The organism is Kitasatospora sp. NPDC001095 (assembly GCF_053598615.1).
The window spans coordinates 58,976-79,472 of the sequence record NZ_JBSFKQ010000009.1; the positions used below are offsets into that span (position 1 = coordinate 58,976).

At 74.3% G+C, this 20,497-nt stretch carries 17 protein-coding genes and 1 pseudogene; 9 read left to right on the forward strand and 9 right to left on the reverse strand.

The window, feature by feature from the left end; translation table 11 throughout:
* Nucleotides 1–74 precede the first annotated feature (74 nt).
* From ACWDBB_RS11095 to ACWDBB_RS11115, 5 genes are all read right to left on the reverse strand, one after another.
* Nucleotides 75–2,222 (reverse strand): 3-hydroxyacyl-CoA dehydrogenase NAD-binding domain-containing protein, encoded by a 2,148-nt coding sequence (locus tag ACWDBB_RS11095; RefSeq protein WP_449789304.1) that lies wholly within the window; start codon nucleotides 2,220–2,222, stop codon nucleotides 75–77.
* Between the two features lie 2 nt (nucleotides 2,223–2,224).
* Complete coding sequence (locus ACWDBB_RS11100) at nucleotides 2,225–3,469, reverse strand: thiolase family protein (protein ID WP_392878599.1); 1,245 nt, start codon at nucleotides 3,467–3,469, stop codon at nucleotides 2,225–2,227.
* Nucleotides 3,470–3,754: 285 nt separating this feature from the next.
* Nucleotides 3,755–5,002: an HRDC domain-containing protein gene (locus ACWDBB_RS11105; RefSeq protein ID WP_449789305.1), complete on the reverse strand. Its 1,248-nt coding sequence runs from the start codon at nucleotides 5,000–5,002 to the stop codon at nucleotides 3,755–3,757.
* A gap of 337 nt (nucleotides 5,003–5,339) precedes the next feature.
* Nucleotides 5,340–6,074, reverse strand: coding sequence for a LuxR C-terminal-related transcriptional regulator (locus ACWDBB_RS11110; protein WP_449789306.1), 735 nt, complete (start codon nucleotides 6,072–6,074; stop codon nucleotides 5,340–5,342).
* 320 nt (nucleotides 6,075–6,394) lie between these two features.
* Complete coding sequence (locus ACWDBB_RS11115; RefSeq protein WP_449789307.1) at nucleotides 6,395–7,057, reverse strand: DUF3000 domain-containing protein; 663 nt, start codon at nucleotides 7,055–7,057, stop codon at nucleotides 6,395–6,397.
* Nucleotides 7,058–7,293: 236 nt separating this feature from the next.
* Between ACWDBB_RS11115 and hemE the strand changes: the two genes are divergently transcribed.
* Entirely contained in the window at nucleotides 7,294–8,307 is a 1,014-nt protein-coding gene (gene hemE / locus ACWDBB_RS11120; protein ID WP_392878862.1) for a uroporphyrinogen decarboxylase, read from the forward strand.
* Between the two features lie 35 nt (nucleotides 8,308–8,342).
* Here the strand turns inward: hemE and ACWDBB_RS11125 are convergent, their stop codons facing one another.
* Nucleotides 8,343–8,783: a DUF523 domain-containing protein gene (locus ACWDBB_RS11125; protein ID WP_402405508.1), complete on the reverse strand. Its 441-nt coding sequence runs from the start codon at nucleotides 8,781–8,783 to the stop codon at nucleotides 8,343–8,345.
* 44 nt (nucleotides 8,784–8,827) lie between these two features.
* Between ACWDBB_RS11125 and ACWDBB_RS11130 the strand changes: the two genes are divergently transcribed.
* The 3 genes from ACWDBB_RS11130 to hemQ are packed head-to-tail and all read left to right on the forward strand — an operon-like array spanning nucleotide 8,828 to nucleotide 11,248.
* Nucleotides 8,828–9,061: a hypothetical protein gene (locus ACWDBB_RS11130; protein ID WP_449789308.1), complete on the forward strand. Its 234-nt coding sequence runs from the start codon at nucleotides 8,828–8,830 to the stop codon at nucleotides 9,059–9,061.
* Between the two features lie 34 nt (nucleotides 9,062–9,095).
* Nucleotides 9,096–10,526, forward strand: a complete 1,431-nt coding sequence (gene hemG, locus ACWDBB_RS11135) for a protoporphyrinogen oxidase (protein ID WP_449789309.1) — start codon at nucleotides 9,096–9,098, stop codon at nucleotides 10,524–10,526.
* Complete coding sequence (gene hemQ, locus ACWDBB_RS11140; protein ID WP_402405512.1) at nucleotides 10,523–11,248, forward strand: hydrogen peroxide-dependent heme synthase; 726 nt, start codon at nucleotides 10,523–10,525, stop codon at nucleotides 11,246–11,248. The genes hemG and hemQ overlap by 4 nt, the downstream gene beginning before the upstream one ends.
* Nucleotides 11,249–11,902: 654 nt before the next feature.
* Here hemQ and ACWDBB_RS11145 read toward each other — a convergent pair.
* The 3 genes and pseudogenes from ACWDBB_RS11145 to ACWDBB_RS11155 form a co-directional block, all read right to left on the reverse strand.
* Nucleotides 11,903–12,685: a TIGR04222 domain-containing membrane protein gene (locus tag ACWDBB_RS11145; protein WP_449789310.1), complete on the reverse strand. Its 783-nt coding sequence runs from the start codon at nucleotides 12,683–12,685 to the stop codon at nucleotides 11,903–11,905.
* Between the two features lie 113 nt (nucleotides 12,686–12,798).
* Nucleotides 12,799–13,860, reverse strand: coding sequence for a TIGR04222 domain-containing membrane protein (locus ACWDBB_RS11150; RefSeq protein ID WP_449789311.1), 1,062 nt, complete (start codon nucleotides 13,858–13,860; stop codon nucleotides 12,799–12,801).
* 30 nt (nucleotides 13,861–13,890) lie between these two features.
* Nucleotides 13,891–15,260, reverse strand: a pseudogene (locus ACWDBB_RS11155) (DUF692 domain-containing protein).
* A gap of 278 nt (nucleotides 15,261–15,538) precedes the next feature.
* Between ACWDBB_RS11155 and ACWDBB_RS11160 the strand changes: the two are divergent.
* The 5 genes from ACWDBB_RS11160 to ACWDBB_RS11180 all read left to right on the forward strand — a co-directional run bounded on the left by ACWDBB_RS11160 (nucleotide 15,539) and on the right by ACWDBB_RS11180 (nucleotide 20,479).
* The gene (locus ACWDBB_RS11160) at nucleotides 15,539–16,504 is read left to right on the forward strand and encodes an N-acetyltransferase family protein (protein ID WP_449789312.1); all 966 of its coding nucleotides are present in this window, start codon (nucleotides 15,539–15,541) and stop codon (nucleotides 16,502–16,504) included.
* Between the two features lie 151 nt (nucleotides 16,505–16,655).
* Nucleotides 16,656–17,666, forward strand: coding sequence for an MBL fold metallo-hydrolase (locus tag ACWDBB_RS11165; protein WP_449789313.1), 1,011 nt, complete (start codon nucleotides 16,656–16,658; stop codon nucleotides 17,664–17,666).
* A 73-nt stretch (nucleotides 17,667–17,739) separates the two neighbouring features.
* Nucleotides 17,740–19,701 (forward strand): ATP-binding protein, encoded by a 1,962-nt coding sequence (locus ACWDBB_RS11170; protein ID WP_449789314.1) that lies wholly within the window; start codon nucleotides 17,740–17,742, stop codon nucleotides 19,699–19,701.
* Nucleotides 19,698–20,129 carry a roadblock/LC7 domain-containing protein gene (locus ACWDBB_RS11175; protein ID WP_392878565.1) on the forward strand — a complete coding sequence of 144 codons (432 nt, stop codon included), beginning with the start codon at nucleotides 19,698–19,700 and terminating at the stop codon, nucleotides 20,127–20,129. The genes ACWDBB_RS11170 and ACWDBB_RS11175 overlap by 4 nt, the downstream gene beginning before the upstream one ends.
* The gene (locus tag ACWDBB_RS11180) at nucleotides 20,126–20,479 is read left to right on the forward strand and encodes a DUF742 domain-containing protein (RefSeq protein ID WP_449789315.1); all 354 of its coding nucleotides are present in this window, start codon (nucleotides 20,126–20,128) and stop codon (nucleotides 20,477–20,479) included. Before ACWDBB_RS11175 ends, ACWDBB_RS11180 begins: the two co-directional genes overlap by 4 nt.
* Nucleotides 20,480–20,497 lie beyond the last annotated feature (18 nt).

Consider the following 20,497-nt stretch of genomic DNA (forward strand, 5'->3'; position numbering starts at 1 on the left):
TCCCGTACACACCGAGGAGCCCCGGTGACCAATGGGTCACCGGGGCTCCTCCGTGTTCCGGGTACGGGCCTTCCTTAGGCGGGCACCGAGGCCACACCGACGGCGAGGAACGGCTTGCCGTTCACCCGCTCGGAGATGCCCTCACGGTCCAGGTACGGGGTGATCCCGCCCAGGTGGAAGGGCCAGCCGGCACCGGTGATCATGCAGAGGTCGATGTCCTGCGCCTCGGCGACGACACCCTCCTCCAGCATCAGGCCGATCTCCTGCGCCACGGCCTCCAGGGCGCGGGCGCGGACCTGCTCCTCGGTGAGCACCGAGTCGCCGAAGGACAGCAGCTCCAGCACCTCGGGGTCGAGGACCTGCTGGCCGTCCTTCCAGGTGTAGAAGCCGCGCTTGCCGGCCTTGACCACCTTGGCGAGGTTCTCGGAGACGGTGAACCGCTCCGGGAAGGCGCCGTGCAGGGTCTCCGAGACGTGCAGGGCGATGGCCGGGCCGACCAGCTCCAGCAGCACGATCGGGGACATCGGCAGGCCGAGCGGCTCGACGGCCTTCTCGACGTCGGCGATCGGGGTGCCCTCGTCGATGATGTTCTGGATCTCGCCCATGAAGCGGGTCAGGATCCGGTTCACCACGAACGCCGGGCGGTCCTTGCACAGGACCGAGGTCTTCTTCAGCTTCTTGGACACCGCGAAGGCGGTGGCCAGCGAGGCGTCGTCGGTGCTGTCGCCGCGGACGATCTCCAGCAGCGGCAGGATCGCGACCGGGTTGAAGAAGTGGAAGCCGACGACCCGCTCGGGGTGCTGCAGCTTCGAGGCCATCTCGGTGACCGACAGCGAGGAGGTGTTGGTCGCCAGCACGCAGGTCGGCGAGACGACCTTCTCCAGGTCCGCGAAGACGGTCTGCTTGACGCCCATCTCCTCGAACACGGCCTCGATGACGAAGTCCGCGTCGCCGAAGGCGGCGGCCTTGTCCAGCGAGCCGGAGACCAGGCCCTTGAGGCGGTTGGCCTTGTCCGGGCTGATCCGGCCCTTGCCGAGCAGCTTGTCGATCTCGGCGTGGACGTAGCCGACGCCCTTGTCGACGCGCTCCTGGTCGATGTCGGTGAGGACCACCGGCACCTCCAGACGGCGGGCGAACAGCAGCGCCAGCTGCGAGGCCATCAGACCGGCGCCGACGACGCCGACCTTGGTGACCGGGCGGGCCAGCGACTTGTCCGGCGCGCCGACCGGGCGCTTGGCCCGGCGCTGCACCAGGTTGAAGGCGTAGATGCCGCTGCGCAGCTCGCCGCTCATGATGAGGTCGGCCAGGGCCGCGTCCTCGGCGTCGAAGCCGGCCTGCAGGCTCGCCTTGTCCGCCAGGTCGAAGTCCTTGGCCGCGGCGATGATGTCCAGCGCCTTGTAGGCGGCCGGGGCGGCGCCGTGGACCTTGCCGTCGGCGACCATGCGGCCCCAGAGGACGGCGTCGTCCCAGGCCTTGCCCCGGTCGATCGCCTCGCGCTCGACGACCACGTCGCCCTTGACGACCTTGGCGGCCCAGAGCAGCGACTGCTCCAGGAAGTCGGCCGGCTCGAAGATCGCGTCGGCGATCCCCAGCTCGAACACGTCCTTGCCCTTGAGCTGCTTGTTCTGGTTCATCGAGTTCTCGATGATGACCTTGACGGCCTTACCGGCACCCACCAGGTTCGGCAGGATGGTGCAGCCGCCCCAGCCGGGGACGAGGCCGAGGAAGACCTCGGGCAGCGAGAAGGCCGGGACGCCGGCCGACACCGTGCGGTAGTCGCAGTGCAGGCCGACCTCGACGCCGCCGCCCATCGCCGCGCCGTTGTAGAAGGCGAAGGTGGGGACGGACAGCGAGGCGATCCGCTTGAAGACGTCGTGGCCGCCCTTGCCGATGGCCAGCGCGTCCGCGTGCTCCTTGAGCAGTTCGACGCCCTTGAGGTCGGCGCCGACCGCGAAGATGAACGGCTTGCCGGTGATCGCGGCACCGACGATCTTGCCCTCGGCGGCCTCGGCCTCGACCTGGTCCAGCGCCGCGTTCAGCTTGAGCAGCGAGCCCGGGCCGAAGGTGGTCGGCTTGGTGTGGTCGAAGCCGTTGTCGAGGGTGATCAGCGCCAGCTTGCCGGCCTGCAGCGGCAGGTCGAGGTGGCGGACGTGCGCGGTCGTGACGACCTCGCCCGGGAAGAGCTCGGCGCCGCGGGTCAGCAGCTCAGTGGTGTCGGCCATGGTCACTTACCACCCTCGAGCTCGGTGTTCCGGGTCTCTCCGCTCCAGTGGGGGTTCTCCCAGATGATGGTGCCGCCCATGCCGAAGCCGATGCACATCGTGGTCAGGCCGTAGCGGACGTCCGGGCGCTGCTCGAAGCGGCGGGCCAGCTGGTTCATCAGGCGCACGCCGGAGGAGGCCAGCGGGTGGCCGAAGGCGATCGCACCGCCGTACGGGTTGACCCGCTCGTCGTCGTCCGCGATGCCGAAGTGGTCCAGGAAGGCCAGGACCTGGACGGCGAAGGCCTCGTTGACCTCGAAGGCCTGGATGTCGTCGATGGTCAGACCGGCCTTGGCCAGCGCCTTCTCGGTGGCCGGCACCGGGCCGACACCCATGACCTCGGGCTCGACGCCCGCGAAGGCGAAGGAGACCAGGCGCATCTTGACCGGGAGGCCGAGCTCCTCGGCGACGTCCTCGGCGGCCAGCAGCGAGGCGGTGGCGCCGTCGTTCAGACCGGCCGAGTTGCCCGCGGTGATGTTGCCGTGCGGGCGGAACGGGGTCTTGAGGCCCGCCAGGTTCTCCATCGTGGTGCCCGGGCGCATCGGCTCGTCCACGGTGGCCAGGCCCCAGCCGGTCTCGCCGACCTCGGGGTTGGTGTTGCGGATCGTGATCGGCACCAGGTCGGGCTGGATGTCGCCGTTGGCGTACGCCTTGGCGGCCTTCTCCTGGGAGCGCACGGCGTAGGCGTCGCAGCGCTCCTTGGTCAGGTGCGGGAAGCGGTCGTGCAGGTTCTCCGCGGTCATGCCCATGAACAGGGCGGACTCGTCGACCAGCTTCTCGGAGACGAAGCGCGGGTTCGGGTCGACGCCCTCGCCCATCGGGTGGCGGCCCATGTGCTCGACGCCGCCGGCCACGACCACGTCGTACGCGCCGAAGGCGATGCCGCCGGCGGTGGTGGTCACGGCGGTCAGCGCGCCGGCGCACATGCGGTCGATCGCGTAGCCCGGGACGGACTTCGGCAGGCCGGCCAGCAGGGCGGCGGTGCGCCCGATGGTCAGACCCTGGTCGCCGATCTGCGTGGTGGCCGCGACGGCGACCTCGTCGATGCGCTCGACGGGCAGGTTCGGGTTACGGCGCACGAGCTCCCGGATGCACTTGACGACCAGGTCGTCGGCGCGCGTCTCGTGGTAGATGCCCTTCGGGCCGGCCTTGCCGAACGGGGTGCGGACGCCATCGACGAAGACGACGTCCCTCGCGGTACGAGGCACGGGGGCTCTCCTCCCAGGGACCAACATTTCGAGGTGGGCAGGCTGCCGCCGTCGAAGACCCGAGCGGCGCCGCATCACGGTCATGCTACCCGCCGGTAACCAACCTGCCCAGGCCTCTCGGAGGGATCGGACCATGTGTCCCCCGACACGTTGCCCGACCCGTCCGACCAGGAGCGTCCGTCCCGGGTACGACGAACCCGGGTACGACGAAGGGGATGTCGCCCGTACGGACGACATCCCCTTCCACCGGTGGCCGGATCGAGTCGCGGATCGGCCCGCCCCCGATCAGCCCTGGGTCGCGGCCGCGGCCGCGGCGAACGCGGCGGCCACCGCCGGCGCCACCAGGTCCACCTGCCACTGCCGGGCGCCGAGCCCGCGCAGCGCGGCGGCCACGTGCTCCGGGCCCGGCTCGGCCGGCGGCTGCCAGGAGACCCGCCGGACCAGGTCCGGGGTGATCAGGTTCTCGGCCGGCACCTGGTACCGCTCGGCCAGCTCGGCGATCGCGCCGCGCGCGCCGGCGAGCCGGGCGGCGGCCACCGGGTCCTTCTCGGCCCAGGCCCGCGGCGGCGGCGGTCCGTCGTGCGGAGCGGTGGCCGGCGGCAGCAGGTTCTCCGGGATCTCCCGGCCGCGCTGCACGGCCGCCAGCCACTGCTCCAGCTGGCGCCGGTGCACCCGGGGGCCGAAGCCCTGGACGGCCTGCAGTGAGGCGATGGTCAGCGGCATGGCCAGCGCGGCGTTGACGATCGCGGCGTCCGCCAGCACCCGGCCGGGAGAGACGTCGCGCTCCTGGGCCATCCGGTCGCGGACCAGCCACAGCTCGCGCACCACGGCCAGCTGACGGCGGCGGCGGATCTTGTGCAGCTGCGAGGTGCGGCGCCACGGGTCGGTGCGCGGGGCCGGGCGGGGTGCGGCGGCGATCGAGGCGAACTCCTCCATCGCCCAGCCGAGCTTGCCCTGGGCGTCCAGCTCCCGTTCGAGTGCGTCGCGCAGCTCGACCAGCACCTCGACGTCCAGAGCGGCGTAGCGCAGCCACGGCTCGGGCAGCGGGCGGGTGGACCAGTCGACCGCGGAGTGCTCCTTGGCCAGGCTCAGCCCGAGGATGTTCTCGGTCATCGGCCCGAGGCCGACCCGGGGGAAGCCGGCGATCCGCCCGGCCAGCTCGGTGTCGAACAGGCGCCGGGGTCTCATGCCGACCTCGGACAGGCAGGGCAGGTCCTGGCTGGCCGCGTGGACGACCCACTCGGCGTCCTCGACGGCCCGGCCGAGCGCGCTGAGGTCCGGGCAGGCGATCGGGTCGATCAGGGCGGAGCCGGAACCCTCGCGGCGCAGCTGAATGAGGTAGGCGCGCTGCCCGTAGCGGTAGCCGGAGGCCCGTTCGGCGTCGATGGCCACCGGTCCGGTGCCCGAGGCGAAGGCGGCGACGATGTCGGCCAGCGTGTGCTCGTCCGCCACCACGGGCGGGATCCCCTCCCTCGGTTCGAGGAGCGGGACCGGGGCTGCTTCTTCTGGGATGGCTGCTACGGCGTCGGTCACCCCCCAAGGGTACGACGGTCCTCGCGGCCGGGAGTGTTGTCGGACTGGTCAGACTGTTGATCGCCCGCTCACCCGGGAGGGCGGCCGGGCCGGTGATCAGGTCGGCGGCCGGGTCGGCGAACGGGCCGGTGAGCGGGTCGTGCCCGGACCGCGCCCGGGGCGCTTCCGGGGCCGGGACCGCCCGCCCGCGGGGCGGGGTCCACGCGCCGTGGGGTGGTGTCCACGCGCCGCGGGCACCGGGACGGCGGCGCACCGGCGGCCGAAGGGGAGACAGCTCGGCGGCGGCCGAGGAGGAAACGTTCCTCCTCGGCCGCCGCAGCGGTCCGGAGCGCTCGGCTCAGTGGATGATGCCGGTGCGCAGCGCGACCGCGACCATGCCGGCGCGGTCGCCGGTGCCCAGCTTCCGGGCGATCCGGGCGAGGTGGCTCTTGACGGTGAGCGCCGACAGGCCCATCGCCACGCCGATCGCCTTGTTGGACTGCCCCTCGGCGACCAGCCGCAGCACCTCGACCTCGCGGCCGGAGAGCTCGCGGTAGGCGGCCTGCTGCGCGCCCGGCGCTCCCGGCGCTCCCGGCGCACCCGGTGCTCCGGGAGCGCCCGGAGCACCGCCTGCGCCCGGCATGCCCGGCATCCCGGGGCGGCGCATCCGGCCGGCCAGTCCGGCGGCACCGAGCGGCAGGCCCGGGCGGCCGGGCATCGCGACGTTCGTCCGGGTACCGGTCACCACGTAGCCCTTGACGCCGCCGGCCAGCGCGCTGCGGACCGCGCCGATGTCGTCGGCGGCGGACAGCGCCAGGCCGTTGGGCCAGCCCGCGGCGCGGGTCTCGGCGAGGATGGTCAGTCCGGAGCCGTCGGGAAGGTGCACGTCGGCGACGCAGATGTCGCGTGGTGTGGAGACCCTGGGGCGGGCCTCGGCGATCGACGACACCTCGATCACGTCCCGGACGCCGAGTGCCCACAGGTGGCGGGTGACGGTGTTACGGACGCGGGGATCGGCGATGACCACCATGGCGGTGGGCTTGGTCGGCCGGTAGGCGACCACGTTTGCGGGGTGCTCAAGAAGGACCGACACCAGGCCTCCTGCGGGGAGTGGCGGACGGAACCCCGATGGGGGCGGTCGGAGTGTTCCGCGTTCGGAAAGGGTCACAGTCTGCTTCGGCAGCAACCGCGCCCGGCTTTAGCGAAAGATCACGATCTAGTGAGTAACAATACGGACAAATCGCGCAAACGATTGATGCGACATGCCTGCGATTCGCACAAAATCGATCAGATTCGATGCCGATCGGTCGGTATCGACCGGTGAATTGACGCAGAGCGGGTCCGAAGTCACACTCCGTCAGTCCTGGGGGTGGCGTCCGGCCCCGGAGCGGCGTCGGAGCCCCGCACCACCCGTCAGTGCGACCGGGGGCGTCGCCGGGCGGGCATCGGGACCACCCCACCGAGTGAAGGAACCTCGGCGGGCCCCTGCGGGGAGGGGGCGGCCGGCGGCAGGCCGGCGCTGATGCACAGCAGGTCGCCCCAGGCCGCCAGGTGCCGCTCGAAGCGGCCGTCGGCCGGCGTCCAGGAGGCCCGGATCTCGACCTCGGTCGAGGACGGGCGGTCCGCCAGACCGCCGAAGTACTGGGAGGATGCCAGGGTCACCGTGCCGGACGGCTCCACATACCCGGCGCCGTGCGCCTGCAGGGCGTCCAGCAGCCAGGCCCAGCCGACCTCGGAGAGCATCGGGTCGCCGGCCATCTCCGGCTCCAGCTCGGCCCGGGTCATCGTGACCACCCGGAACTCCCCGTTCCAGGCCTCCTGTCCGGCCGGGTCGTACAGCAGCACCAGTCGGCCGTCCGCCAGCTCCTCGCCGTCAACCTCGACCGAGGCGGTCACCGCGAAGGAGTACGGGGCCAGCCGGCGCGGAGCCGGCGCGGGGGAGAGCTGCACCTCGGGTCGCAGCCGGGCCCCGTCCAGGGCCGCCACCGCCGCCCTGAACTCGCTCGGCGCCCCCTCGCGACCCGCTCCGCCACCTGCTCCGCCACCCTGCGCGGGGTGCCCTCCGACCGCTGCCATGTCCCGAAGACTAGGTCGAAGAACGGGGTTATCGCCGCAACTTCTCTCCCAGCGGCGTGCCGGAACGGCAAACCCGGACAGATCTTGGAGGAACCGACGAGACCGACCGGGGAACCGGGCGCCGCACGCGTGCGAAGATTTGACGCGTGAGCGAGACTACGGCAGACACCACGGCGGCCACCCACGACGGCCCGAGCACCCCCGGGCGCCGCGGCGCCGCGTACGACTCCGCGTTCCTGCGCGCCTGCCGGCACGAGCCCGTGCCGCACACCCCGGTGTGGTTCATGCGCCAGGCCGGCCGCTCGCTGCCCGAGTACCTGAAGGTCCGCGAGGGCATCCCCATGCTGGAGTCCTGCATGCGGCCCGAGCTGGTCAAGGAGATCACCCTCCAGCCGGTGCGCCGGCACAAGGTGGACGCGGCGATCTTCTTCAGCGACATCGTGGTGCCGCTCAAGGCCGTCGGCATCGACGTCGACATCAAGCCCGGCATCGGCCCGGTCATCGCCGACCCGATCCGCACCTTCGAGGACCTGAAGCGGCTGCGCCCGCTGGAGCCGGACGACGTCCCCTACATCACCGAGGCCGTCGGCCTGCTGGTGGACGAACTCGGCGGGACCCCGCTGATCGGCTTCGCCGGAGCGCCGTACACGCTGGCCAGCTACCTGATCGAGGGCGGCCCGTCCAAGAACCACGAGAACACCAAGGCCATGATGTACGGGCAGCCCGAGCTGTGGGCCGCCCTGGTGGACCGGCTCGCCGACATCACCTCGGCCTTCCTCAAGGTGCAGATCGAGGCCGGCGCCTCGGCGGTCCAGCTGTTCGACTCCTGGGTCGGCGCGCTCGCGCCGGACGACTACCGCCGCTCGGTGATGCCGTCCAGCACCAAGGTCTTCGACGCCGTCGCCGAGTACGGCGTGCCGCGGATCCACTTCGGCGTCGGCACCGGCGAACTGCTCGGCCTGATGGGCCAGGCCGGCGCCGACATCGTCGGCGTCGACTGGCGGGTGCCGCTGAACGTCGCCGCCGAGCGGGTCGGTCAGGGCAAGGGCCTCCAGGGCAACCTCGACCCGGCCGTGCTGTTCGCGCCCACCAAGGTCGTGGAGACCAAGGCCCGCGAGGTGCTGCACGCCGCCCAGGCGCTCGGCACCAGCGGCCACATCTTCAACCTCGGCCACGGCGTGCTGCCGTCCATGGACCCGGACGCGCTCAGCCGCCTCGTCGCCTTCGTCCACGAGGCCAGCGCCCGCTGACCTCCCGGTGGCGGGCCTCCGGAGCCGGAGGCCCGCTACCCGGCCGTGACCTCGATCCCGGCCCGGCGCAGCAGCGCCGCCGTCACGCCGTCACCGGGGCGCAGCTCCCCGGTGAACGTCCCGTCGTACACCTGCCCGCAGCCGCAGGACGGGCTGCGCGCCATCAGCACCGCCCGCCGGGCCCCCGCCTCCTCGGCGGCGGCCAGCGCCGCCCGGGCCCCCGCCAGGAACTCCGCGGTGCAGTCCGCCCCGGTCGCGTCCACCACCCGGGCCCGCCCGTCCAGCACGTCCGCGCCGTCCCCGCCCACGATCTCCGCCGGCGGCCGCGGCGTCGGCAACCCGCCCGCCCCCTCCGGGCACACCACCACGGCCCGCCCCTCCTCGACCAGGCGCACGGCGCCCTCGGAGGTCTTCGCCCGCCCGTCGTACCGGCAGGGAATCCCGGCCAGACACGCACTCACCATGATCGGTTCCATGCGAATCAGCCTACGGGACACGGCATTTCCGATGCTTCGACCCCATGGACGAGCTTCCGGAACGGACGTATCCGCCGAGCGCCGGGGGCTGGTACGCCGAGGCGGGCATCCCGCACTACCGGATCGTCGAGGAGGAAGGCGACGGTCGGTCGGCCGTGCACGTCCACGAACCGGACCAGGTGACCGCTTCGTACCTGCCCGCCGGGATCTTCCGCGGCAGACTCGAACGCCCGGTGCCGTTCCCGATCGCGATCGACCTCGGGCGGGCAGGGGATTGAGGCATCCGCGTAAAGACCTGCGAGACTGCGGAGCATGTCGCAAGCACGGGTCGTCGTCGTCGGTGGTGGGATCGCGGGGCTGGCCGCGGCCGCGTTCCTGAGTGGGGCCGCCGGGGGGCCGGCGCGGGCGCGGGTGACGCTGCTGGAGGCGTCCGGGCGGGTCGGCGGGAAGCTGTGGGGCGGGGAGGTCGGCGGGGTCCGGGTGGACCTCGGGGCCGAATCGGTGCTGGCCCGGCGGCCGGAGGCGGTGGAGCTGGCGCGGGCGGTCGGGCTCGGCGAGGAACTGGAGCCGCCGACCACCGCGAAGGCCGCGATCTGGACCCGCGGCGCGCTGCGTCCGCTGCCCGGTGGGCAGGTGATGGGCGTCCCCGGTGACCTGGAGGCGCTGGCCGCCTCCGGGGTGCTGACCGACGAGGGGCTGGAGCGGGCCCGGCACGAGCGGCCCGGCGAGGTCGGCGAGGACGTCGCGATCGGCCGCTACGTCGCCGACCGGCTGGGCCAGGAGGTGGTGGACCGGCTGGTCGAGCCGCTGCTCGGCGGTGTCTACGCCGGCCGCGCCGACGAGATCTCGCTGCGCGCCGCCGTACCGCAGCTGCTGTCGATCGCCCGCGGTGGCGGCTCGCTGGTCGACGGGGTGCACGAGCTGGCCTCCCGGCCGAAGGTGGTCGGCACCCCGGTGTTCCAGGGCCTGCGCGGCGGACTCGGCACGCTGCCCGGCGCGGTCGCCGCGGCCTGCGTCGAGGCGGGCGTGGACCTGCGCACCGACGCCCCGGTGGACGAGCTGCGCCGCACCCCCGACGGCTGGCGGGTGGTGACCGGCGGCGAGGTGCTGCACGCGGATGCCGTGGTGCTGGCCGTCCCGGCCCCCGCCGCGGCCCGGCTGCTGCGCGAGGACGCCCCGGCGGCCGCCACCGAGCTGGACGCCGTCGAGTACGCGGGCATGGCCCTGGTGACCCTGGCCTTCTGCCGCGCCGACCTGGCCGAACCGCCGAGCGGCAGCGGCTTCCTGGTGCCGCCGGTGGACGGGCGCCGGATCAAGGCGTCGACCTTCTCCTCCAACAAGTGGGGGTGGCTGGAGCGCTCCGCGCCGGACACGTTCCTGCTGCGCACCTCGCTGGGCCGGTACCGCGAGGACGAGGCGCTGGGGCTGCCGGACGAGGAGCTGGTGGCGCGGTCGCTGGCGGACCTGGAGGAGGCGATCGGGCTGACCGCCCGGCCGTACGACACCTTCGTGTCCCGCTTCTCGGCCGGGCTGCCGCAGTACCCGGTGGGGCACCTGGACCGGGTGGCCCGGGTGCGGGCCGCGGCGGGGCGGGTGGGCGCGCTGGCGCTGTGCGGCGCCGCGTACGACGGGGTGGGCATTCCGGCGTGCATCGGATCGGCGGCAGCCGCCGCGGCGCTCGTCGACAGACTGTTGACCCCGGAGACCGGGGCAGGTTCCACGGAGAGGACAATGGACGCATGACTGAGAGTGTTGAGCGGGAGCCGGAGCAGCAGCCCGAGAAGAAGAAGGCGCGCGACCTGAACCAGGTCATCCGCTACACCATGTGGTCGGTGTTCAAGCTCAAGGGCGCCCTGCCCGAGGACCGCACCGCGCTGGCCGCCGAGGTGGACGAGCTGTTCGCCCAGCTGGCCGCCAAGGACGTGACCGTGCGCGGCACGTACGACGTCTCCGGTCTGCGCGCGGACGCCGACATCCTGGTCTGGTGGCACGCCGCCGACTCGGACGACCTCCAGGAGGCGTACAACCGCTTCCGCCGCACCGGCCTCGGCCGGCTGCTGGAGCCGGTCTGGTCGAACATGGCGCTGCACCGCCCCGCCGAGTTCAACAAGTCGCACATCCCGGCGTTCCTGGCCGACGAGCGCCCGCGCGACTACGTCTGCGTGTACCCGTTCGTCCGCTCCTACGAGTGGTACCTGCTGCCGGACGCCGAGCGGCGCGCGATGCTCGCCGAGCACGGCCAGATGGCCCGCGGCTACCCCGACGTGCGGGCCAACACGGTGGCCTCGTTCGCGCTCGGCGACTACGAGTGGCTGCTCGCCTTCGAGGCGGACGAGCTGCACCGGATCGTCGACCTGATGCGCGACCTGCGCCCCTCCCGGGCCCGGCTGCACGTCCGCGAGGAGGTGCCGTTCTTCACCGGCCGCCGCAAGCCGGTGAGCGAGCTGCTGAACGGCCTGGTCTGAGCGGTCCGACGCGCTTCCCGGAGGCCGGTTCCCCTGCGGGGGCCGGCCTCCGGCCTGTCACGGGCGGGGCCCGGCGAACTCGCGCAGCACGTCCACGTGGTGGGTGCCGAGGTCGATCCGGGTGACGTCGCGGACACGGTACTTGACCGGCTTCGGGTACCAGGGGGCCTCCGGAGCGAGCGGGGGCGCAGCTCGGTGACCGTGCCGACCCGGCAGACGTCCGGATCGAGGACCTCGGCGTGCAGGGCGATCAGGCCGTACTCCGCCGAGGCGGTGGCGATCAGGCCGGACAGGTCGTCCAGCGGCAGTTCGGTGCCGGGCACGGGACCGGCCACAGGCCGCGACCGCACAGCGCGCGCACGGTCAGGGGGCCTCCGGGCCGCCCCGGTCGCGGACCTTGCGCAGCGTGCGGGTGAGGACGGCGGTCCAGCCGTCGAGGCGGTGGTCCACCAGTTGGCGAGCAGGGTCCAGACCGGGCCGGTGCCGAGGACGAGGCCGTCCAGCCGGTCGGCGCCGCGGAGCGTGCGGCGCAGCCGGACCAGCCGCCCCTCGGCCCGGGCGCGGTCGAGCACGGCGCGGTCCCGGTTGTCCACGGGCGGAAGTCTGCCCTGGTCGCAGGGGTTGGCGCAGTCGCTTTTCCGCCGGGGTGCGGGCTCAGGTCCGGTGCGGGCGCAGGGCGGCGCGGAGCCGGGCGTCGGGCAGGACGGCCGGGCCGTTCATGGCGACGGCGGTGAGCAGCTCGCGCTCCTCGTCGTCGGCCAGGCCGCGCTGGCGGGCCGGACGGACCTCGCGCAGGACCTCCTGGCCGATCGGGGAGGCCCATCGGGTGTACGGGTAGACGTCGACCCGCGCCATCAGCAGGGTGCCGGAGGTGAGCACCAGCGGCAGCGAGAACCAGGCGAGCGGGGCGAGGGTGTCGCCGCCGGTGAAGCCGCCGAGGGCCAGCGAGGCGGCCAGCAGCATCAGGGTGAGCAGCAGCGCGTGCCGGACCTGCCGGATCACCGCCACGGTGTCGCGCTGCACCGGAGCCGGGGTGGCCAGGCCCGCCAGGGCGAGCCGGGCGCCGATCTCCAGCACGGTGGGGTGCTCGGCCATCGCCCGGCGCAGCTCGTCGGTCCGGCACTGGCCCTCGCGGCCGACGGTGGCGATCACCGCCCGCTCCAGGCGGCTGCGGCCCTTGGGGTCGACCACCGTGGTCCAGCCGGTGTGCGCCAGGTGCAGCCGTCCGCGGCCGGCCATCAGGACGAGGGCGAGTTCGACGACCCGGTCCGGGCCGCCGGCCAGGTAGGCGGTCTCGTACAGGCCGATGCCGACGGCTTCGGGGGGCCGCAGGCCGTTCCGGTCGGCGAGGGCGTCGGCGGTGGCGGTCATCCGGACCAGTCGGAGGCAGGACAGGACCGCCGCGACACAGGCCGGAATGAGGAACAGCAACCACATGGGCTTGTTCTATGCCTGCGTCGACGGCGGGCGGAACGCTTCCCGGCCCGCGATACCGAACTGTGACGTCCGGCGGTGCCCCGGGCCCTGCCCGCGCACCTGCGTCCGGGGCGTCATGATCCGCAGCCGCCGCCGCAGCTGGACCCGCAGCTGGACGAGGACGACGAGCCGCAGCCGGACGAACCGGAGCTGCAGCTGGACGAGGACGAGGAGCCGCAGCTGGACGAACCGCAGCTGGAACCGGAGGAGCCGGAACCGGAGGAGCCGGAGTCGGAGGACCCGCACCAGGAGGCGGAGCCGCCGTCGGACCCCGAGGAGCACGAGGAGGTCGACGTCGAGGACGAGGACGCCCCGGAGGCGTTCGCGGAGACCGCCTGCCGCACGGCTTCCTCCTCGGCCGCCGCCGCCAGCATCGCGGCCTCCAGCTCCTGGTCGTCCAGCCCGGCGGCGGCCAGCCCGCCGAGCGCCAGTGCGCCCAGCAGCGCGCCGCCGGCCAGCCGCGCCGGCATCCCGGAGTGGGGCGTCCACGGCGTGCCCCCCATCAGGGAGAGCTGGCGCTGCCCCGCCGGGGTGATCCGGCCCTTGACCGGCCGGGTGGCGAGCAGGGTGGTGAAGCCGCCGAGCAGCAGGAGGCCCGGAGTCCAGAGGTTCGGGCGCTGGTGCCCGGCGGCGCCGTCGTCGAGCAGCAGGGAGGCCGCCGCGGAGGCGGCCACGACGAGCAGCGCGAGCCAGAGCAGCCGGCGGGCGGTGCGGGCGCGCCGCAGCCGCTCGGGGTGGCGCAGCAGGCCGCGGTCGGCGAGCCGGTCGCCGATCTCCTGGACGGCGGCGGAGCGCATCACGGTGTGGCGCAGCTCGCCGAGTCCGCGGCTCCCGGTCGGGCCGACGGCGTCGTGGACGGCCTTGTCCACGGCGTCGTACGGCTTGGCGCCGGTGAGCGTGACCAGGCCGGAGCGGCTGATCACGGCCTGCTCGCTCATGTGCATCCGGACCACGGCGGTGTCGAACACCCGCCCCGGTCCGCCGGACAGGAACGCGGCGTCGAGCAGCGGCAGGCCGCGGCCGGGCAGGCCCTTGGCGTACCGGACCCGGCCGATCCGCTGGCGGGTCTGGGCGGCGTACAGGGCGGCGGCCGCCAGCAGGAGGGCCGGGACGATGAAGTAGCTGTTGTGCCACATGGATGGTTCCCCCGAGGTGGTGATGGTTCGTCAGGGCGTCGTGGAGGCCGTCGGCCGCCGTCTGCGCAGTGCCCGGCGCAGGCGCGCGAGCGGGCCTGGCGGCCGTACGGGGGCCGGGTGGAGCCACTGCTCCAGGGCCCGGCGCCGTTCGGCGGCGAGCGGGCCGCCGTCGGTGAGCACCCACTGGGCGAAGGCCCGGGCGTCGGCGCGGTAGCCGCCGGTCTGCGGGTGGGAGCGGGCGTAGCCGAGGAAGAGCGGTCCGTACTGCTCCCCGAGCACGCGGGGCAGCTCCGGGGCCACCTTGGCGGTGGTGGACCGCCGCTTGGCGGCCAGGCCGGCCGACTGGGCGCGGACCTGCTGCCGGTCGAAGCCGGGCGGGACGGGGCCGCCGGCCACCAGGGCGGCCAGCAGCTCCTCCTGGCGCCGGGCCAGGCGCCGCCGGGCGGCGGCGAGGTCCTGGTCGGCGGCGGTCCGGCCGGTGACCTCCCGCGCCGGGGCGGTCCGGCCTTCGTGCTCCGTTGTCGTGGTGTCGGTCATCGCCGGGCGCTCCCCTCCAGCACCCGGCGGATGGCGTCCAGCTCACCGGAGAGTTCGCTGGGCGGCGGGAAGCCGGCGTCCCGCTCCAGCAGGACCCCGGGTGGGGCGACCCGGGCGCAGAGTTCGGCCAGCACCTCCAGCACCGGTGCGGTGACGGGGTGGGCGTGGGTGTCGTGCCAGACGCCGTCGACCAGGGTGCCGCCCGCGACGTGGACGTAGGCGAGCGCTTCCAGCGGCAGGCGGTCGAGTTCGGCGGCCGGGTCGATGCCGAGGTTGACCCGGTTGGTGTGCAGGTTGGCGACGTCCACCAGCAGTCGGACGCCGGTGCGCTCGACCAGCTCGGCGAGGAACTGGCCCTCGGTGAACTCGTCGTCCGGCCAGGCGAGCTGGGCGGCGACGTTCTCCAGGGCGAGCGGCACCGGAAGCCGGTCCTGGGCGATCCGGACGTTCTCGGCGATCACCCGCAGCGAGTCCCGGGTGCGGGGGACGGGCAGCAGGTGGCCGGCCTCCAGGCCGCCGGCCCGGACGAACGCGAGGTGCTCGGTGACCAGCGGGGAGCCGAGCGCCAGCGCGACCTCGGCGAGCCGGTCGAGGCGGCCGGGGTCGGGCAGGTCGGCGCCGCCGAGACCGAGGCCGACGCCGTGCGGGACGACGGTGACGCCGCGTCCGCGCAGGACGGTCAGGGATTCGGGCAGGTGGTCGGCGCAGACGTTCTCGGCGACCACCTCGACCCAGTCCAGGCCGGGTTGGCGTTCGACCACGGTGTCGATCTCGCTGCGCCAGCCGAGACCGATGCCCAGGCGGGGCGGGGTTTCCGGGGTCGAGGTGGTGGAGGCGGGCAGGTCCAGGGCAGGGGAGGTCATCGTTCGCCCCCTTCGGAGGGCCGGGTGGGAGGCCGGGTCGGAAGGGCCGTCGACCGGTGCGGGCGTCGTCGCCGGAACCGCGCGGCCGTGCTGCTGAGAATGTCCCCGGGCGGGGTGGCTGCCAAGCCTCACCCGGTCTTCTCAGAGCATTATTTGAGCATGCCGCCCCGGGGGTCGGGACACCGGTCCGGGGTCCGGGCCGGCCCATCGGTCGGGGTGCCAGGCCGGCGGGAAAACCGAGGGCGCCGGACGGCAGGGCGCGGCTAGCGTGGGAATCCATGACTTCTTCGAACGCACACATGACGATCCGTGACTTCCGCCCCGAGGACGCCGAGGCCGTGGCCGCGGCCCACCGGGCCGGGCGCGAGCACCTGGTGCTCTCCGCCGAGACCCTGATCTGGCTGAACGCCCAGCCGAGCCCCGAGGAGCACTTCCGCACCTTCGTCGCCGAGCTGGACGGCCGGGTGGTCGGCGCGGTGCGCTGCGGGGTGGTGCTCGGGACGACGGTCCAGGGCGTCGGCTACGCCAACGGCAGCGTGCTGCCCGAGTTCCGGCGGCACGGCGCGGCCACCGGGCTGCTGGCCGCGGCCGAACGGCACCTGACCGGGCACGGGGTGACGGAGCTGCACACCTGGCTGGACGACGAGCCCGCCTCGCTGGCCTTCGCCACCGCCCGGGGCTACCGGCTCGGACGCACCATGCAGTTCGCCGGACGGGACCTGGCGCTGCCGCTGCCGGCGGCGCCCGTCCGGCCCGCCGGTGTCGAGCTGCGCCCGGCCGCCGACTGGGCGGCCGACCCGCACCCGGTGTTCCTGGTCGAGGCGGACGCCATCCTGGACGAGCCCGGCAGCGAAGTGCCGATGGACGCCTACGAGTACGAGGACTGGCTGCGCAACGACTGGACCCGGCCGGACCGGGACCTCGCCCTGAGCGTGGTCGCCGTGGTGGACGGCCGCCCGGCCGCGTTCAGCATGGCGCAGACCGACGGGCTGGGCCGCTACTGGTCCGCGTTCACCGCCTGCCGCCGGGAGTTCCGCGGCCGGGGGCTGACCAAGCTGGCCAAGCTGGAGTCCCTGCGGCTCGCCGCCGCGGCCGGCCTGCGGCACGCGTACACCAGCAACGACACGACCAACGCGCCGATGCTGGCGATCAACGCGTGGCTGGGCTACGAGCGCTGCGCGGGGGAGCGCAAGGGGACCAAGCAGCTGGAGCAGCCGAAGCCGCCCTTGGAGCAGGGGATCTGACGCTCCGGAACCGGGGCAGGGGCACTTCGGCCAGATATGGTCCAGACTACGTGGGGCGAAACGGGACAGACCATTCCCCTTCGGGCGTGAAGTGGCTTGAACTGTAATAGTTTTGCTCCATTCCTGTCACTGCATGGGCATAATCGCGCACATGACGATCAGCCGTGCGAACGTGAGCGCGATTGCCGACGACCTGTACGTGTGGCTCCCGCCGAAGCGGGGCTGGGGCCTGGCCAACTGCGGGCTGCTGGCCTCGGAGACCACCGCGCTCTGGATCGACACGCCGTACGACCCCTCGATGGCCGGGGAGTTCCTCGCCGCGAGCCGGCGGCTGCTGCCGGACGGGGTCGGGATCGACCGGGTGGTCGTCACCCACGCCAACGGGGACCACCTGTGGGGCGCCGGGGTGCTGCCGGACGCCGAGGTGATCGCCACCCGCGAGGCGCTGGAGCACATCCACTGGGAGCCCACCCCGAAGCAGCAGCACGCCCTGGTCGCCAGCAGCGACCCGGACTCGCCGCTCGGCGGCTACCTGAAGGAGCACTTCGGGCGGTTCGACTGGTCCGACACCGAGCCGGTGCGCCCCGACACCGTCTTCACCGGTGAGCTGGAACTGACCGTCGGCCGCTACCCGGTGCGGATCACCAGCCTGCCCGCCGCCCACACCGGCGGCGACCTGCTGGTCCACCTCCCGCACCAGCGCGCGGTGTTCACCGGCGACGTGATCTTCTCCTCGACCCCCGAGCAGCCCGGCGACCACCCCTCGCACTGGGCCGGACCGCTGGAGAACGTCATCGCCGCCTGCGAGCGGGCCCTCGCCACCGGCGCGGAGATCTTCGTGCCCGGCCACGGCCCGGTGCTCGACCGCGACGGCGTCCGGGAGCACATCGGCTACCTCGCCTACGTCCGCGGGCGCGCCCACGCCCTGCACGCCGCCGGGATACCCGCCCTCGACGCCGCCCGGCGGGTGATCGCCGAGCAGCGCTACCCCGAACTCGGCCTGCCCGAGCGGCTGGTGCTCACCATGGCGGCCGAGTACCGGCACCTGGACGGCTCGGCGGCCCCCGGCGCCCTGGAGGCCCTGGGCCAGGTCGCGATGGTGGCCAGGGAACTGGCCGAGGACTCCGCCCGCGCCCCGCGCCCGCGCACCGTCCGGAACTGACCCCGCCCGCCCCGCCTCCCCCCGGCCCCGCCGCACCACCCGGTCCACCCCGCAAGCACTCCCGAGGACTTCGATGACGCTGATCGCGCTGATCGTCCTGGCGCTGGTCGCCGCCGTGGCCGCGGCCGTGCTCGCCCGCGGCCGGGCCCGGGCCCTCGCCAGGGCGACGGCCGCCGAGACCGCGCTCGGCCGGGGCGAGCAGCGCACCCGGGCCGCCGAGGGCAGGCTCGCCCGCGCCGAGCAGCAGCAGCGCGACGCGCAGGAGGCCGCCCGGCACTCCGCCGAGGAGGCCCGGCGGGAGCGGGAGCGCGCCCGGGCCGCCGAGGACAGCGTCCGCGAGGCGCAGGAGACGGCCCGGCAGGCACAGGCCGACGTCCGGGAGGCCGTGCAGCAGGGCGACGCCGCGACCGCCCGCGCCGAGCGGGCCGAGCAAGCGCTCGCCGCCGCCGAGGCGCGGGGCGCCGCGCTGCTCGCCGAGATCGGCCACCTCGCCCAGGAGCGGGTCGCCGCCACCGCCGTACGGCTCACCCACGCCAACGCCCCGCTGGTCGGCCCGCTGGACCCGCAGGCCGTCGGCCCCGAGGCGGTCCGGGCGCTGCAGGCCGTCCTGGACGCCGCCCTCGCCGCCCTCGCCGACGAGCGCGAACGGGTGGACGCCGCCGCCCGTGCCGCCATGCGCGGCGCCACCTCCCGGATCCAGACCCTGCTGTACCAGATCCAGAGCCTGGTCCAGCAGCTCCAGCACGAGAACGACGACCCCCGGCTGCTGGAGGTCGACTTCCGCAACGAGGTCGCGCTGCGCCGGATCCAGACCGTCGCGGTGCTCTGCGAGGCCTGGCCGGGCCTGGCCCGCACCGACTCGCCGCTCGCCGAGGTGGTCGTCGGCGCACTCTCCCGGGTGCCCGGGTACGCCCGGATCAAGGTCGCCAACCACCTGCGCGAGCAGCACCTCGCCGTGGTCGCCCGGGCCGCCGAGCCGATCGCCGTCAGCATCGCCGAACTGCTCGCCAACGCCACCGCCTACTCCCACCCGGAGACCGACGTCCCGGTCTCCGTCCAGCAGGGCGGCCGCGGCGCGCTGGTGATCATCGACGACAGCGGCATCGGCATGGACGAGGACCAGCTGCGCCGCGCCCGCCGACTGCTGGCCGGCCCGCCCGACATGCTGCTCACCGAGCTCGGCAACCCGCCCAAGACCGGCTTCGCGGTGATCGGCAAGCTGGCCCGCCAGTACGGCTTCTCCTGCCACATCGAGCCCTCGCCGTACGGCGGCATGCGGACCGTGCTGCGCATCCCGGCCGCGCTGGTGACCGTCGTGGACGACGAGCGGCAGCTGTCGGTGCTCACCCCGCTGCCACTGCGGCCCGGCCCGGCGCCGGCGCCCACCGTCGCGGCCGTGCCGCCGATGCGCGACGTGGACGAGCAGGGCGGCCCGCGGCTCGCCGACCGCCACAACCGGCCGGGCCCGCACCCGGTCCCGGCGATCCGGGTGGTGCCCGACCGGGTCGCGGAAGGCCCGGAAGGCGACGAGCCGACGGCCGGTGCGGCGGCCGGTGCGCCCGCGGTGGACGCCGCCGTGGCCGTGGTCGAGGCACCCGTGGCCGAGGCACCCGCGGTCGACGACGGCACCGGCCTGCCGACCCGGCGCCGCCGCCGTCCGCTGGCCGCGGAGCGCCCGGCCGCCGCCGGGCCCGCCCCCGCCCCCCTGGCCGACCGCACCCCCGAGCGGGCCGCCGCCCACTGGCAGGCGCTGCAGCGGGGCACCGACTCCGGCCGGGCCGCCGTGGCCCGGGCCGCCCGCGAGGAGGCCGCCGGCGCCGCACCCGGCCCGGCCGCTCCCGGACACAGCGACAGCACCACCGGCACGACGAACACCGGCAGCACCACCGGCGCGACCGGCACGCGTACGGGCGCCACCGGCAGCACCGGCAGCACCGGCAGCACCGGCAGCACCGGCACTTCCGGCGACACCGCCGCCGACCATGACCCCGGCGCCCGGAGCGCCGGTCCGACCTTAGAAGGAGCAGAGCAGTGAGCAGCACGCCCAGCCCGACCACCACCGACGAGATCTCGTGGGTGCTGACCCCGCTGCTGGAGCTGCCGGGGGTGCTGCACGCGGTCATCGCCACCGGGGACGGCCTGGTCGAGGGTGCCTCGGACGGCCTGGAGCGGGCCTCGGCCGAGCGGGTCGCCGCGATGACCGCCACCGTGCACGCCGCCGCCCGTGCCTTCACCGCCGCGTTCACCGACGTCGAGCGGCCCAGGCTGGCCCAGACCGTGGTGGAGTCCGACCTCGGCTACGCCGTCGTGGTGCCCGCCGGGGAGAACACCTCGCTCGCCGTCTTCACCTCGCCGGAAGCCCAACTCGGCAACGTGGCCTACCAGATGCAGCTGCAGGTCGCCGCCCTCGGTCGCGCGCTCGCGAGCCCGACCCGGCGGCAGGACGACGACGAGCGGTCATGACCGCCACCCCCCGCAGGCGGATGGTGCCCGCCTACCTGGCCACCGGCGGTCGCAGCCGCCCCGGCACCAAGGGCTTCGAGCGGCTGACCGTGCTGTTCGCCGACCGCGCCGACCCGCCGAACGCGCTCGAACCCGAACACCGCCGGCTGTGGGAACTGCTGCGCCCGGGCGCGCTCACCGTGGTGGAGGCCGCCGCGCACCTGAGGCTGCCGGTCAGCGCCACCGTCTTCCTCGCGGCCGACCTGGTCGAGGCGGGCTGCCTGCGCGCCCGCGCGCCGATCCCGCGCGCCCAGCAGACCGACCGCTCCATCGTCGAGAGGCTCCTCGTTGGACTCCGTGCGCTCCGGTGACCCGGCCGGCCGGCCGGG

What these genes read in the sequence shown, in the direction of transcription:
- ACWDBB_RS11170 (WP_449789314.1), top strand. Translation starts at nt 17,740, where the DNA reads ATGACGCTGATCGCGCTGATCGTCCTGGCGCTGGTCGCCGCCGTGGCC.
- ACWDBB_RS11115 (WP_449789307.1), bottom strand. Translation starts at nt 7,057, where the DNA reads ATGGCAGCGGTCGGAGGGCACCCCGCGCAGGGTGGCGGAGCAGGTGGC.
- hemQ (WP_402405512.1), top strand. Translation starts at nt 10,523, where the DNA reads ATGACTGAGAGTGTTGAGCGGGAGCCGGAGCAGCAGCCCGAGAAGAAG.
- ACWDBB_RS11145 (WP_449789310.1), bottom strand. Translation starts at nt 12,685, where the DNA reads ATGTGGTTGCTGTTCCTCATTCCGGCCTGTGTCGCGGCGGTCCTGTCC.
- ACWDBB_RS11165 (WP_449789313.1), top strand. Translation starts at nt 16,656, where the DNA reads ATGACGATCAGCCGTGCGAACGTGAGCGCGATTGCCGACGACCTGTAC.
- ACWDBB_RS11130 (WP_449789308.1), top strand. Translation starts at nt 8,828, where the DNA reads ATGGACGAGCTTCCGGAACGGACGTATCCGCCGAGCGCCGGGGGCTGG.
- ACWDBB_RS11150 (WP_449789311.1), bottom strand. Translation starts at nt 13,860, where the DNA reads ATGTGGCACAACAGCTACTTCATCGTCCCGGCCCTCCTGCTGGCGGCC.
- ACWDBB_RS11180 (WP_449789315.1), top strand. Translation starts at nt 20,126, where the DNA reads ATGACCGCCACCCCCCGCAGGCGGATGGTGCCCGCCTACCTGGCCACC.
- hemG (WP_449789309.1), top strand. Translation starts at nt 9,096, where the DNA reads ATGTCGCAAGCACGGGTCGTCGTCGTCGGTGGTGGGATCGCGGGGCTG.
- ACWDBB_RS11125 (WP_402405508.1), bottom strand. Translation starts at nt 8,783, where the DNA reads ATGGAACCGATCATGGTGAGTGCGTGTCTGGCCGGGATTCCCTGCCGG.
- ACWDBB_RS11160 (WP_449789312.1), top strand. Translation starts at nt 15,539, where the DNA reads ATGACTTCTTCGAACGCACACATGACGATCCGTGACTTCCGCCCCGAG.
- ACWDBB_RS11095 (WP_449789304.1), bottom strand. Translation starts at nt 2,222, where the DNA reads ATGGCCGACACCACTGAGCTGCTGACCCGCGGCGCCGAGCTCTTCCCG.